Annotated in this window: 17 protein-coding genes; 3 read left to right on the top strand and 14 right to left on the bottom strand. The window is 68.8% G+C overall.

The genetic code is table 11. From position 1 onward, the window contains the following. Positions 1-2: 2 nt before the first annotated feature. The 6 genes from E3O46_RS07885 to E3O46_RS07860 form a co-directional block, all read right to left on the bottom strand. Positions 3-938 (bottom strand): ABC transporter ATP-binding protein, encoded by a 936-nt coding sequence (locus E3O46_RS07885; RefSeq protein WP_134446017.1) that lies wholly within the window; start codon positions 936-938, stop codon positions 3-5. Positions 939-1,103: 165 nt separating this feature from the next. Continuing rightward, positions 1,104-2,636 (bottom strand): MDR family MFS transporter, encoded by a 1,533-nt coding sequence (locus tag E3O46_RS07880; RefSeq protein ID WP_134561470.1) that lies wholly within the window; start codon positions 2,634-2,636, stop codon positions 1,104-1,106. Between the two features lie 127 nt (positions 2,637-2,763). Further along, entirely contained in the window at positions 2,764-3,075 is a 312-nt protein-coding gene (locus E3O46_RS07875) for a hypothetical protein (RefSeq protein WP_134445961.1), read from the bottom strand. A gap of 376 nt (positions 3,076-3,451) precedes the next feature. Then, on the bottom strand, positions 3,452-3,796 hold the full coding sequence (locus E3O46_RS07870; RefSeq protein WP_134561469.1) for a HepT-like ribonuclease domain-containing protein: 345 nt from the start codon (positions 3,794-3,796) through the stop codon (positions 3,452-3,454). A gap of 10 nt (positions 3,797-3,806) precedes the next feature. Then, positions 3,807-4,259, bottom strand: coding sequence for a helix-turn-helix domain-containing protein (locus tag E3O46_RS07865; RefSeq protein ID WP_134561468.1), 453 nt, complete (start codon positions 4,257-4,259; stop codon positions 3,807-3,809). A 95-nt stretch (positions 4,260-4,354) separates the two neighbouring features. Beyond that, positions 4,355-4,915 carry a CGNR zinc finger domain-containing protein gene (locus E3O46_RS07860; RefSeq protein WP_134561467.1) on the bottom strand — a complete coding sequence of 187 codons (561 nt, stop codon included), beginning with the start codon at positions 4,913-4,915 and terminating at the stop codon, positions 4,355-4,357. A gap of 124 nt (positions 4,916-5,039) precedes the next feature. Between E3O46_RS07860 and E3O46_RS07855 the strand changes: the two genes are divergently transcribed. Next, a complete protein-coding gene (locus E3O46_RS07855; RefSeq protein WP_134561466.1) occupies positions 5,040-6,038 on the top strand; it encodes a DMT family transporter in 999 nt (332 codons plus the stop codon). Between the two features lie 40 nt (positions 6,039-6,078). Here the strand turns inward: E3O46_RS07855 and E3O46_RS07850 are convergent, their stop codons facing one another. The 7 genes from E3O46_RS07850 to E3O46_RS07820 form a co-directional block, all read right to left on the bottom strand. Next, positions 6,079-6,840: an ABC transporter permease gene (locus E3O46_RS07850; protein ID WP_134559630.1), complete on the bottom strand. Its 762-nt coding sequence runs from the start codon at positions 6,838-6,840 to the stop codon at positions 6,079-6,081. Beyond that, positions 6,837-7,766, bottom strand: a complete 930-nt coding sequence (locus E3O46_RS07845; protein ID WP_134561465.1) for an ABC transporter ATP-binding protein — start codon at positions 7,764-7,766, stop codon at positions 6,837-6,839. The genes E3O46_RS07850 and E3O46_RS07845 overlap by 4 nt, the downstream gene beginning before the upstream one ends. Then, a complete protein-coding gene (locus E3O46_RS07840; protein ID WP_134561464.1) occupies positions 7,763-8,119 on the bottom strand; it encodes a PLD nuclease N-terminal domain-containing protein in 357 nt (118 codons plus the stop codon). The genes E3O46_RS07845 and E3O46_RS07840 overlap by 4 nt, the downstream gene beginning before the upstream one ends. Then, positions 8,116-9,189, bottom strand: a complete 1,074-nt coding sequence (locus tag E3O46_RS07835; protein WP_134561463.1) for a DUF5808 domain-containing protein — start codon at positions 9,187-9,189, stop codon at positions 8,116-8,118. Before E3O46_RS07835 ends, E3O46_RS07840 begins: the two co-directional genes overlap by 4 nt. Further along, a complete protein-coding gene (locus E3O46_RS07830; protein ID WP_134561462.1) occupies positions 9,182-9,532 on the bottom strand; it encodes a PadR family transcriptional regulator in 351 nt (116 codons plus the stop codon). Before E3O46_RS07830 ends, E3O46_RS07835 begins: the two co-directional genes overlap by 8 nt. A gap of 157 nt (positions 9,533-9,689) precedes the next feature. After that, complete coding sequence (locus tag E3O46_RS07825; RefSeq protein ID WP_134561461.1) at positions 9,690-10,028, bottom strand: YciI family protein; 339 nt, start codon at positions 10,026-10,028, stop codon at positions 9,690-9,692. Continuing rightward, the gene (locus E3O46_RS07820; protein ID WP_134445971.1) at positions 10,025-10,255 is read right to left on the bottom strand and encodes a dodecin; all 231 of its coding nucleotides are present in this window, start codon (positions 10,253-10,255) and stop codon (positions 10,025-10,027) included. Before E3O46_RS07820 ends, E3O46_RS07825 begins: the two co-directional genes overlap by 4 nt. Before the next feature lie 339 nt (positions 10,256-10,594). On the opposite strand from E3O46_RS07820, the gene E3O46_RS07815 reads away from it, so the two are divergent. Beyond that, entirely contained in the window at positions 10,595-10,969 is a 375-nt protein-coding gene (locus E3O46_RS07815; RefSeq protein ID WP_134561460.1) for a putative quinol monooxygenase, read from the top strand. Between the two features lie 137 nt (positions 10,970-11,106). Here E3O46_RS07815 and E3O46_RS07810 read toward each other — a convergent pair whose 3' ends face one another. Then, entirely contained in the window at positions 11,107-11,940 is an 834-nt protein-coding gene (locus tag E3O46_RS07810) for an alpha/beta fold hydrolase (RefSeq protein WP_134561459.1), read from the bottom strand. A gap of 254 nt (positions 11,941-12,194) precedes the next feature. Here E3O46_RS07810 and E3O46_RS07805 point away from each other — a divergent pair, with 254 nt between their 5' ends. Then, positions 12,195-12,734: a TetR-like C-terminal domain-containing protein gene (locus E3O46_RS07805; protein WP_198413705.1), complete on the top strand. Its 540-nt coding sequence runs from the start codon at positions 12,195-12,197 to the stop codon at positions 12,732-12,734. Positions 12,735-12,798 lie beyond the last annotated feature (64 nt).

Below are 12,798 nucleotides of genomic sequence, written 5' to 3'. Positions count from 1 at the left end.
GTCTACTCCCCCGCCGTTCCGTTACGTTCACCGGCAGTAGCGCCGGCGTTCTGGTCGCCGGGGTTCTGATCACCGGTGTTCTGGTCACCATAGACGGCGACGAAAATGTCGTCGAGGGAAGGACGACCGGCGGTGAACTCGCGAACGGTCACCCCCGCATCCATCAGTTCGCGCAGGATGACGGCCTCGTCGATCGGGCCGGTCACGGTCAGTTCGGCGTAGCTGCTCTCGCGCCGGGTGACCGTGTAGTGCGGAGAGTCGGGGATCTCGCCGGAGTAGCGGACCCGGACCACGGTTCCGCCGTACTGGTCCTGCACGTCTTCGACGGTGCCGTATGCCTCGGCCTCACCGTTCTTCAGGAGCACGATCCGGTCGCAGAGGCGCTCGACCTCTTCCATCTGGTGGGTGACCATCAGCACGGTGGCGCCGGCGCGTTTCTGGTCTTCGATGATGTCCATCAGCAGTTTGCGGTTGACCGGGTCGAAGCCCTTGGTGGGCTCGTCGAGGATGAGCAGCTCCGGGTCGTTCATGATCGTGACGCCGAGCTGCACCTTCTGCTGCTGGCCGCCCGACAGTTTGTCGAGCCGCACCTTCGCCTTATCGGCCAGCGCGACCCGTTCGAGATACTGCAGCGACCAGGAGTGCGCGTTCGATCGGCTGAGTCCCTTGAGGCGCCCGAAATAGGTCATCACGTCGATGACGGATTCCTTCTTGTACAGGCCGCGTTCCTCGGGCAGGTAGCCGAGGGTGGCGCCGTCCTCGGGGCTGAACGGCTTCCCGTTGATGTGCAGCAGACCGGCGGTGGGCTGGTAGATCCCGAGCAGCGCGCGGATGGTGGTGGTCTTGCCGGATCCGTTGGACCCGAGGAACCCGAAGGTCTCGCCCCGGTTGATGTCGAAGGACAGGTCGCGGATCACGGTGGTGCGGCCGAAGTCCATCCGGAAGTTGCTGATGTGCACGAGCGGCTCAGTTTCCGACCGCGAGTCCTTCCGCGGAACAGCCTGCTGATCGGGCTTATCAAGTGAAGAAAGAAGTGAAGACGCCATGCCGAAGATCCCCCCAGTTTCGTTACCACGACGTTACACCGGAGGGGCCTGCGCGCGTCAGTGGCCGTGCGCTCCGGCCGGTGCGTCGGCATCCGCGCCCTCGACCGCCGGCGTGCGCCGGATGAAGAACGCCGCTGGGATCGCGAACAGCGAGATCACGGCGCCGCAGAGGAAGGCCGCGTGGATCCCTGCGCTCGTTGCGGTCACCGCGGTCACACCGGTGGCCAGCTGCGACGCGGCGACGGAGGCCATCACCGTCACGAACAGTGCGGTGCCGAACGCGCCCGCGAGTTGCTGAATTGTGCCGACCATGGCGCTGCCGTGCGAGTAGAGCTCGGGGCGCACAGCCGCCAGCCCCGCGGTGAACAGCGGAGTGAAGAGCAGGGCGAGGCCGAGGCTCAGGGTTACGTGCGCAGCGACGACCATCCATGGCGCGCTGCGCTCGTTCAACAGGGTCATCCCCCAGAACACCGCGCTCACGATCACCGAGCCGGTGACGAGGAGCCGGGTGGGGCCCGACCGGTCGTAGAGCCGTCCCACGAGCGGCGCGAGCAGGCCCATCACGAGCCCCCCGGGCAGCAGCATCAGCCCGGTGGTGAGCGTGTCGAGGCCGAGCACGGTCTGAATGTAGATCGGCAGCAGGATGATGGTCCCGAAGAGGGCCATCATGCTGATCGCCATCATCACGATCGCGAAGGTGAAGGTGCGCGAGCGGAAGGTGCGCAGGTCGAGCAGGGCGCGGTTGCGCTTCTGCAGGGACAGCTGACGCAGGATGAACGCCGTGAGGCCGAGCGCGCCGACGGCGAGCGGCAGCCAGCCGGACACCGAGCCGATGCCGCCGCCCGCCGCGCCCAGGTTGCTCAGCCCGTAGACGAGCCCACCGAAGCCGAGCGCGGAGAGGACCACCGAGAGCACGTCGATCGGGGTCTTGGTCGGTGTCGTGACGTTCTTCATCAGGATGCCGCCGACGACGAGCGCGGTCAGGGCGATCGGCAGCACGAGGATGAACATCCAGCGCCAGTCGAGCACGCTCAGGATCGCCCCGGAAATCGTCGGGCCGATCGCCGGTGCGACCGAGATCACGATGGAGATGTTGCCCATCATCCGGCCGAGGTGCGCCGCCGGAACGAGCGTCATCACGGTCGTGAGCAGCAGCGGGAACATGATCGCCGTGCCGGTGGCCTGCACCACCCGGGCGACGAGCAGCACGGTGAACCCGGGTGCGAGCGCTGCGATGAGCGTTCCGGTGCTGAACAGGGTCATCGCCGCGATGAACACCGGCCGCGTGTTGTAGCGCTGCAGCAGGAACCCCGTGATCGGGATCACCACGGCCATCGTGAGCATGAACGCGCTCGTGAGCCACTGGGCTGCGCTCGCGGAGATGCTGAGGTCCTCCATCAGTCGCGGCAGCGCCACGCCCATGATCGTCTCGTTCAGGATCACGACGAAGGTGGAGATGAGGAGCAGGGTGATGACGAGTCGGTTGCGCACGCCGAGGGCGGCCTCGGCCGCGGATGCCGCGGCATCCGCCCCCGGTGAACCGTGGTTCGTGTTCTCGTGTGTGGTGGTGGCGGTGGCGATTTCAGCCATGTGAAGGTCCCGTCGAGAAGTGCGGTCAAGATGTTGGGGCGGTGCAGCTATTGAAACTCAAACCACTGACACCGCCCGATTGTTCCGGTGAAACGGAACTCCGTAGGACGGAGTTCCGTTTCACCGGTCACCGATAGGGCGTGGTCATCCGGTAGCGGAGCAGGTCCGCGTGCTGGCGCTCGAGAGCCCGCTCGCGTTCCTCGCGTACGAGCCGGACGGCCTCCCAGTCGACGGCGGCGACCGGGCGCTGCACCCGCGGCCGACGTCCCCACCGGATCAGGGCGACGCCGAGGTGCAGCGCCAGGCGATCGATGCGGCCGAGGGGACGCAGGTTGCGGTCAGCGGATGCGCGTTCGGATCCGGAGTGCGGGTCCGGTTCGGGCTGCGGGTGCAGCGGGTGGTCGTGGCGACCGGCAGTGGTCGACAGTGTTGTGGTCATGAGAGTGAGCCTCACTGTGGCGGTGCCCAGAACGGATGCGGAGGCATCCGTCGAGTGCACCGGCGGGGCCGCCGAGGCGGCGCAAAAAGGGACGTCGTCAGGAGTGCGACGTCAGGGAACGGGATTGATCCCGGGGCGCGGAAAGCGCTGGCTGCGTACGGACATCGAGGGCGTCGCCACCGCAGAACCGGTGGCGGAAACTCGCGCCGGTCAGGCGGTGAAGACGCCGACGAGGCCGACGGCGAGGCAGTTCACTGCGGGAATGTTGGACTGAATCATGGGACGGCTCCTCTCGTGGTGTGGCGTAGCTGCCACGGTACCCGTCTCCCGCACGATCGCGCAAGGGAATCGAGCAAGGTGACCTCAACCCGCGGCCTCAGCCCTCGGCAAGGCCCAGCTGCCGCAGAAGCCGGGGAAAGTCCGTGGCGAGCGCGTTCCAGACGATCTGATAGTCGGTGTTCGCGTAGTCGTGGGCGAGATAGTTTCGCATTGCACGCAACTCTGCCCAGGCCACCTCGGGGTGTTTGTCCCGGTACTCAGCCGGGAGCCGCTCGACCGCGGTTTGCAGGTCGATCACTATGGCCTTGGCCGCGAGCTGCTGGGTGCGGTCCGCCCGGTCGAAGAAGACGTCTCGTCCGCGAGCAGTGATGAGGCGCGCGTGACGCACAAGGTCGCGGATGTCCGCGAGCAGCGCATCCGTTCGGTCGAATTCGTGGGTCATCGGGTCACGCTCACAGCGGCACCGCCTCGGCGACGGCACGATCGCGGATGCTGCCCTCGGCCCGGTCGCTCATGACGTCCACCCGCACGCCGAGAAGGTGTTCAAGATCGAGGACCAGGCCCGCCGCATCGAGGATTGAGGCCTCGGGCGCGAATGCGACGAGGAGGTCGATGTCGCTGCCGACGGCATCCGTGCCCCGGGCGATGCTCCCGAAGACCCGCACATTGCCGGCGCGGCGGCGTGCGGCCAGCTCGATCACGCGCTCGCGCCCCCGCTGCAGCACGACCGATGGTCGCTCGGCGGTCGCGGCCATGATGCGGGCGAGGGTTTCGGGGCGCGGCTGCACCCGACCGGACTCATAGGCGGAGAGATTCGACTGCGGCACGTCGGCGCGCACGGCGAGCTGGCTCTGCGAGAGCCCGGCGCGCGTGCGTGCCTCGAGAATGCTCTTCGCTGTGTTCATGCACGGATTATAGCTCGCAGCTATACGACCTCCGCGAGCCCGGTCCCGTCGCCTCCCCGATTCAGCCCTTGGCGAGCCGGCCGCTCTAGCCTGCGTCAGCCCTGCGGGTCCGCGCCCTTCCGCTTTCGGAACGCGATCATGTTCATCCGGCTGCCGCAGCGCGCGCTGCAGAAGCGCTTGGACCCGTTGCGCGAGAGGTCGAGGATCAGGCCGGCGCAGTCATCCGCTTCGCAGGTGCGCAGCCGCTGCATCTCGTCCATCCGGATCACGTCCATCAGGGCCAGCGAGGCTTCCACGCGCAGGCGTTCGCCGAGCGGGGCGTCGGGCGTGGTCGCGTGCAGGTGCCAGTCGGACGCGTCGTGCCGGGCGAGGTACGGCATGGCCCGGGCCTCGGCGAGCATGGCATTGACCTGGAGCGCCGCGGAGTCGCGGTTGAGGGTCCAGACGAGCCGCACCTCGTCGCGGGCGCGCAGCACGTCGAGCCGCTCGCGCTCGTCGCCGTCAATGCGGCCGGAGAAGGGATACCCGGCGAGGAAGTCCGCGAGCTGGTCGAGGGTCGCGAGCTCATCCGTGCCGCTGCGGGAGGCCGCGGGATCGGTGTTGCCGAGGTCAACCGCGAACTCGAGCGACTCCACGGTGTCATGGGCAAACTGCATGTTGACTCCTAACCCGACCATCGCCTAACGTTATGGTCATACCCAATAGTAGACCGTAACGCTGTGCGCGCAGCAGTGCGCGTGACAGAAGTCGGAAGCCGAGCCGGCAGCAGAAGGAGCCCCCATGAAGATCTCGTCCCCCTCCGCGGGTCTCGTCGTGGCGGTCATCGGCTCGCTCTCCTTCGGCACCTCCGGCGCGTTCATCAAGCCCCTGCTCGAGGCCGGCTGGTCCCCGAGCGCCGCCGTCACCGCACGCGTGCTCGTCGGCGGGCTCGTGCTGCTGCCACTCGCCCTGGTCTCGCTGCGCGGATCCTGGCCCGCCCTGTGGCGCGCACGGTGGCGCGTGCTCGCGATGGCCCTCGCCGGCGTCTCGGCCACCCAGTTCTTCTACTTCGCCGCGATCCAGACCATTCCCGTGGCCACGGCCGCGCTCATCGAACTCCTCGCGCCGCTGCTCCTGGTCGGCGTCGTGTGGGTGATGACCCGGCGCATCCCGCACGCCCTGGTCCTGGTCGGGTCGCTGTTCGCCGTCGGCGGGCTCGTGCTCGTGGTCGGCCCCGGCGCGATTCGCGCGGTCGACCCGCTCGGCCTCGCCTTCGCCGCCTGTGCCATGGTCGGCTGCGCGATCTACTTCGTGATCGCCGCCCGCCCGAGCGACGGGCTGCCTCCGGTCGGGTTCGCGGCCGCGGGACTCGTGCTCGGCGGCCTCGTACTCGGCGGGTTGGGCGTCACCGGCGTTCTCCCCCTCTCCGCGACGTTCGGCCCGGTGCCGCTCGCGGGCACCGCCCTGCCGTGGTGGGTGCCGCTCGTCATCGTCGCGGTCGTCAGCACCGCGCTCGCCTACGTCGCCGGCATCACCTCGGCCGCGGTCCTCGGGTCGCGGCTCGCCTCCTTCGTCTCACTGCTCGAGGTCGTCTTCGCGGCCCTGTTCGCCTGGCTGCTGCTCGGCGAACAGCTCACGCCCCTCCAGCTCCTCGGCGGCGCGCTCATCCTCGGCGGCATCGCGGCCGTGCGTGCGGCCGGCTCCGAAAACGCCGTTCCCGCCACGCTCGAACCGCTCATCCCGGCACGCGTCATGGCCGACGCCGGGGTCGTGGAGCCGGCGACGGCCCTCGACAGGTAGGTCCCCGCAGCGCCCGCTCTGCGGGCACCGCCCGTCGGGCCTAGAGTTCCTTCCGCCGGAAGGCGGCGACCGCGAGCGCGACCAGGGCGGCGGCCAGCAGCAGCGCCGTGCACACCGGCCAGAACGTTTCGACCGACTTGCCGAGCGCGAGCGACGTCGGCACGCCCGTCAGCGCCGCCGGTGAATAGGTGCCGAGGGGCGTCCACAGTGCGGCGATCGACACGAGCGCATACGCGCCCAGCCCGGCACCGGCGGCCCCGGCCGTGGGGCTGATCACCACGGAGAGCAGCGTCATCAGGGCGACGAACAGGATGCCGAACACCAGCCAGGCGAGCGACGCCGACCAGAGCGCCCCGCCGGGCGCCTCCCCGAACACGATCGCCGTCCCGCCCCAGGTGACGAGCGTGCCCGCGACTACGAGCATCGCGAGGAACGCCGAATGCACGGTCGCCTTGGCGAGGATGAACGCGCCGCGCGAAACCGGTTTGGTGAGCACGAGCACCGCGGTGCCGCTGCGTCGCTCCGAGGAGACGATGCCGCCGTAGACGATGATCAGCGCGAAGAGCACGATCTGGGACAGGTTCTTGATCCAGCCCGTGTAGGCGTCGGCATACGTCGGGTCCGGGAGCGTGAACTGCCCGAGCTGGTCCGAGGCGACCGCTCGCAGGATCTCCGGCGTGAACCGGGCCATCACCGGACCGGTCAGCGCGAAGAACAGCACGATGCCCGGGAGCACCCAGAGCCGCCAGGTCCGCACGATCTCGAGGACCTCCTTGCGCGCGAACGCTGCGAATCCCCTCATCGGGTCCCCCCTCCGACCAGGCTGACGAAGACGTCCTCGAGGCCCAGCTCACCGGCATCCATGCGGCACAGACCGGTGTGCCGGTTGGCGACCAGCACCGGGATGGCCCGGCGGGCCGCGTCCATGTCGGTGACGGTGATTTCGAGGGCGCCGGTGGGCCCCACGGCAACGGATGTCGCCCACGGCTCGCGGGAGATGTCTTCCGCGAGGCCGCCCGCGGCATCCGTGACCTCGAGGATCACCTTGCGCTCGGCGTAGCGGGACGTGAGCTCCTGGATCGGACCGTGCGCGACCACACGCCCGTGGTCGAGAATGGCGACGGTGTCGCAGACCCGCTCGACGTCGGCGAGGATATGCGTCGAGAAGAATACGGTGGTCCGCCCGCGCAGTGAGCTGAGCATCTCGAGCACGTCGCGGCGTCCCATCGGGTCGAGGGCGCTCGTCGGCTCGTCGAGGAGCAGCAGCTGCGGCGCGTTGATCAACGCCTGGGCGACCCCGAGCCGCTGCTTCATGCCGCGGGAGTACCCGCCGATCGCGGTGGTCACGTCGGTCAGTCCGGCGAGTCCGAGAAGCATGCCGACACGTTCATCCAGGGTGCGCCGGTCGATCGCGAAGAGCCGGCCGACGAACCGGAGGAATTCCTCGGCGGTCATCCAGTCGTAGAAGCCGGGCACGTCGGGCAGGAAGCCGATCCGAGCGCGGATCGAGTCGTCGACCGCCGTGACGTCGCGGCCGAGGATCTGCACGCCGCCGCTCGTCGGCCGGGCGAGCCCGGTCAGCATCCGGAGCAGCGTCGTCTTGCCTGCTCCGTTCGGGCCGAGAAACCCGAAGATCGAGCCCTCCTCGACCTCGAGGTCGACGTTGTCGAGCGCGCGGTGCTCGCCGTAGGTCTTGGTCAGGCCGCTGGTGCGGATCGCGAGGCTCATCGCGGGCCGGCTTCACTCCGTGGCTCGGTGCCCGGCTGCCCGTCGGCGTCGTTGCGTGACCCGTACAAGGAGTCGGCAACCGCGTCGGGGCTGATCGAGGGCGACCGGGGCGCCGACGCTGCCGCGTCCAGCACGGCCGGCTTCCGGCCCACCACCAGGTAGAGGATGGCGCCGAGCAGGTTGGCGAGCAGGATCACGGCCAGCCACACCCACTTGTTGCCGGTGAGAACCCGGTCGGCAGGCCGCCGGTACAGGTCGACGAGCGCGATGACGTCGAGGGTGACCTGCACGACCCCCATCACCGCGATGACGATCCACACCCATCCGGGGAGTGACGACAAAGGCATATTCATGACACGGAACCCTTCTTCGAGGCCGACGCGAAGTCGCGGCGCTGTTCGGCGGCGCGACCGCTCCGGGAAACACCCACGAGCAACCCCAACGGCAGCACGAGCACGAGGAACAGCCCGACCCAGGTCGGCCACATTCCGGCGCCGCCCTGCACCGCGAAGAGGGTCTGCACCAGGCAGACGAGCGCGACGAGCGCAAGCGCAAGACTCACGGCGGATGCGGCGACCCGGCTCCACGCCCCACGCCGGGCCAGGTGAACCCAGGCCGCGGCGAGCAGCGGCAGCAGCACGAACCCGCTCAGGAGCAAAAGGTTGGCAGTGCGGCTCGAGTAGCCGTCCGGCTCGCCGGTGAGTCCCCAGTGCGAAGGGACGGTCTCGGGCAGGCCGGCCCAGGTCGCGGCCGCGAGGGTGGCGAACGCGACCCCGGCGAGGATCGGTGCGGCGAGCGTCGCCGTGACCACCCACGAGGGCGCCTCGGCGAACGGCTCGTCCTCGTCGTCCGGTCGGATCAGGTGCGCCCGCACGGCGAGCGCGGCGAAGTTGACCGTCCAGCCGATGCCGAGCGCCTTCGGCACGAGGATGCTCGGGTCGCTCGGGTCCCAGGACCGGCTCGCGAAGCGCTCCGATGTGGGCTGCCGCGTGTCGTAGGGGACGCCGAGGAACCGGCCCGCCCGGTGGGTGCGCGGCAGTCCCCCGGCGGCGAGGTCCCGGGGGCCTCGAGCGGCGGCATCCGTGCCCCCGTCGTGGTCGATGCCGGAGTCGAAACCACGGTCGGTGTCGAAGTTTGAATCGAAGTCGGAGTCGGAGTCGGGATCGTCGGCCGCATAGGCGCCCGCGAGCGCCTCGGGCTCGCCCAGCTCGGCAAGCACCCGGCGCACCGCGTCGTCGCTGCGATCGGTCCCGTCGAGGCGATGCTCGACGTGGGCCAGCAGCTCGGCGAGGGAGTCCGCGTCGATGTCGATGCGCAGTCGCGCCGCGGCGGCGCCCAGGTGGTCGAAGTAGGCGTCGACCAGCGCGGTTGCCCCGGCGGGCGGGAGCCCGTCGCCGGGCAGCGCTTCGGAGTGGTCACGCACGGGTCGCGTCCTTTCCCAGGAGGTCGGTCAGGTCGGCGCTCATCGCGGTCCACACCTTCGTCATCGCGACGAAGGCCCGCTCGCCGGCGGGCGACAGCCGGTAGTACTTGCGCGGCGGGCCGACGGGCGATTCCTGCCACTCCGAGGTGATCAGGCCGGTCTTCTTCAGCCGGTTCAGCAGCGGGTACGCGGTGCCGGCGCTGATGGCGAGGCCCGGGTACTGGACGAGCCGGTCGACGATCTCGGCGCCGTACGCCTCGCCCCGGTGCAGCAGGGCGAGCACGGCGAGCTCGACCACGCCCTTGCGCAGTTGAGACGGAATCGCCTCGCCCTCAATCGCCATGGTCCCGCCTCGCGTCGTGTACCGTGTCACACCCGGTTGCTTGTTATGCCAACTACAAGGTAACACACGTTACCGGCGCGAGCGGATGCCGGCCGACAACTGGGTCTCGACGCCCGGTCGATGCCGCCACTCCCGCCGACCTCGAGGCCCGGCGCCCCTAGCTCTCCGGGTCGTACCCGAACTCGCGGAGTTCCTGCGCGCACCGGCAGGCCACCGCGATCCTCCGCGCCCACTCGACCGCATCCTCCCGGGTCGGCAGCTCCAGCACGGTGAACCCGCCCGTGAGGTCCGAGCCCGGATACAGCTCGGAGCTCAAGACGCCATCGGCGGCCACGAGCACCGGAGCAACGCCCTCGTCGATCCCCCCGCCGAAGACCCAGACGCCGGCCGCCTTCGCCTCAGCGACCACGGCATGGGAGTCGACGACAACGACCGGGAACTCCTCATCCGTGACTACCATCGCGTCGCTCGGGAAGGAGATGAGGTACTTGGTCATGAATCGGCGACCTCATCGGCGTCGTCCAGCCGGAAGCCGACCTTGAGCGTCACCTGGAAGTGGTGAATCACGCCGTCCTCCACGTGCCCGCGGGTGCCCACCACCTCGAACCAGTCCACGTTGCGCAGCGTGCGGGTCGCGCGCTCGAGTCCGCTGCGGATGGCCGCATCCGTTCCGTCCGGCGACGTCCCGACAATCTCCGTGACGCGGTACGTGTGATTCGTCATCGCTTGTTCCCTCCACCTTCGTGCCGAACCCGCGGCGTCCTCGCCTCGGGTTCTCCGACCATAGCCCGCGAGCAACGAGCCTTCAACGGCGTGGCCACGGGCATCCCCCGACGCCACCGCGAACGCACCCGACCCACACCACGCCCGCCCGGCACAGACCACGAGCGCCGCGTCGTGCGGAGCATCGGCCCGGGTGTTCAGATACTCGACACTCTCCGCGACCGGCTGTTCGTGCGCTCTAGCATCGGTCTCGATAGTTCGGACCAAGGCGTGACGGGTTGTTCTGGCGCCCAGACCGCAACGGATCCACCGAGTGAGGCATCGAGAGAGGCAACGACCATGCGCGAAGAAATCTACTGGCTAGTGACCTGCGACGTGAAGCCGGGCAAGTTCCAGGACTTCACCGAAGCAATCGAGCCGCTCGTGGCAGCGACGAAGGCCGAAGAGGGCTCGCTCATCTACGACTACAGCGTCAGCGACGACGAGACCGTGGTGCACATTCTTGAAATGTATCGAGACTCAGCGGCTGTCGTCAGCCACGTCACGACGGTCTTCCCCCAGTTCGCCGAGCGCTTCCTCGACGGCGTCGACATCACGGGCTTCGTCGTGTTCGGCACACCGGATGCCGCGGCGAAGGAAATCCTCGACGGCTTCGGCTCGACCTACATGCGGCCCTTCTCCGGTTTCACGCGCAAGGAGTCGCTCGTCAGCTAGCCACGGGCCATGGCCTTCGCCAGTGACTCCCGGCAGAATGGAGGCGAGATGAGCGACTCCCACGCCGACTCATTCCGCGTCCTCACCTCCGGCGCCTACGGGCAGCGCGCCAGCGAGTCCGCCGGAGAGAGTCCGACCTAGGCGCGGGGCAGGGTCTTCACGAACCCGAGGATGGCAGCCGCGGTGACGTCCGGCTGCTGGGCCTGGGGGTAGTGGCCGGCGTCGGCGACCATCACGACCGAGCCGTGGAGGGCATCCGCTACGAAACGGGCCTCGGCGGCCGGGTCTTTGAAGTCGGGGTCCTTGTCGCCCATGATGACGAGCGTGGGGGCGGTCACCGCGCTGAGCTTCGCCTCGGCGGGGTCGTGGGTGGTCTGCTGGGTGGTGAGCGAGAAGGCCTTTCCGTGCGGCTTGCGCTTCAGGCTGGCGATGACCGCCGTGCGGTACTCCGCGAAATCGTCGGGCTTCCGGCCGGCGTAGAGGGTGGGCATGTAGCTCTTCCACATGGGCGCGATCCAGAGCGGGGCCATCATCACGCGGAACAGCCCGCGAGTGAACACGTTCGTCGGCGGGTTCCGCACGAACGGGCCGACCAGAACCAGACCGTCGACCTGAGCAGGATGCTCCGCGGCGACGATGACGGCGGCTCCGGCGGCAAGGGAGTTGCCGACGACCACCGCCGGTCGGCCGAGCTGCGCGATCAGGGCCTGGATGTCGCCCGCGGTCTCGATGTCGCCGTAGGAGGAGAAGGAGGTGTCGCTGTCGCCGTGCCCCCGGAGGTCGGTGGTCGCCACCGAGTAGCCGGCGGCGACCAACGCGGGGGCCAGGAAGCGATAGGAGGACCGCAACTCGCCCATGCCGGGCACGAGAACGAGAAGCGGTCCGGCGCCCTGGAGGTCATAGGCGATGCGCCCCTCGGGGCGGGCGAGGTACTGAGTCGACGAGGCAGAAGCTGCAGAGGAGGAGGTCATGCAGCTACTATGCATCCCCTTTTGGCTAGTGTCAATAGCCAAATTCGAAAAGTGGATGCTTCACCCAGGCCGGTCAGGCCGCGTCGCCTGCGCGCCGGGTTGGCTATTGACACTAGCCAGAAAGAAGGTCATCCTTAGCCCCATGGAAACAGCATCCGCTTTCGTTCGACCACGCCTCAGCGCCAGGACTGGAGCACGGACCCGTGCCTAGGGTCGGGCTCACCCGCGATCGGGTTGCGGAAGAGGCGGCCGTGATGGCCGACGAAGTCGGTCTGAATTCGCTCACCCTGGCCGCGCTGGCCGCGCGTCTCGGCGTTCGGCAGCCGTCCCTCTACAAGCACATCGATTCGATGGCCGGCCTCCACCGCGACATCGCCGTGCACGCCAAACGCGACATGGGCGAGGTGCTTGCGCGGGCCTCCGTCGGTCGCTCCGGTGCGGACGCCATTTCGGCCATGTCGCACGCCTACCGCCAGTGGGCGCTGCAGCACCCCGCCCGGTATGAGGCCGCCAATCGGATGCCCGCCCCGGGCGACCTCGAGGACGAAGCCGTGTCGCTCGCGATCGTTCAGCTGATCAGCGACGTGCTCACCGCGTACCACCTCGAGGGCGACGACGCGATCGATGCGATCCGCGCCTTCCGGTCCACCCTGCACGGGTTCATCTCCTTTGAAACCGGCGGGTCCTTCGCCATGAGCGCAGACATCAACCGGAGCTTCGAACGCCTGGTCCACGGCTTCATCGTCGCCCTCACCCAGTGGACGGACACCAGCACCCCGCAGCCCGGCCGGTAAAGCACTGTACGACCACACGGATGCCTGTCGCACGCGCGACCGTCGGCGCCAACTGATCGACTCG

Origin of the sequence: Cryobacterium glucosi (assembly GCF_004402235.1) — a bacterium.
GTDB lineage: Bacteria > Actinomycetota > Actinomycetes > Actinomycetales > Microbacteriaceae > Cryobacterium > Cryobacterium glucosi.
Note: the sequence above shows the minus strand (reverse complement) of the source record. Positions and strands in the feature narration are given on the sequence as shown.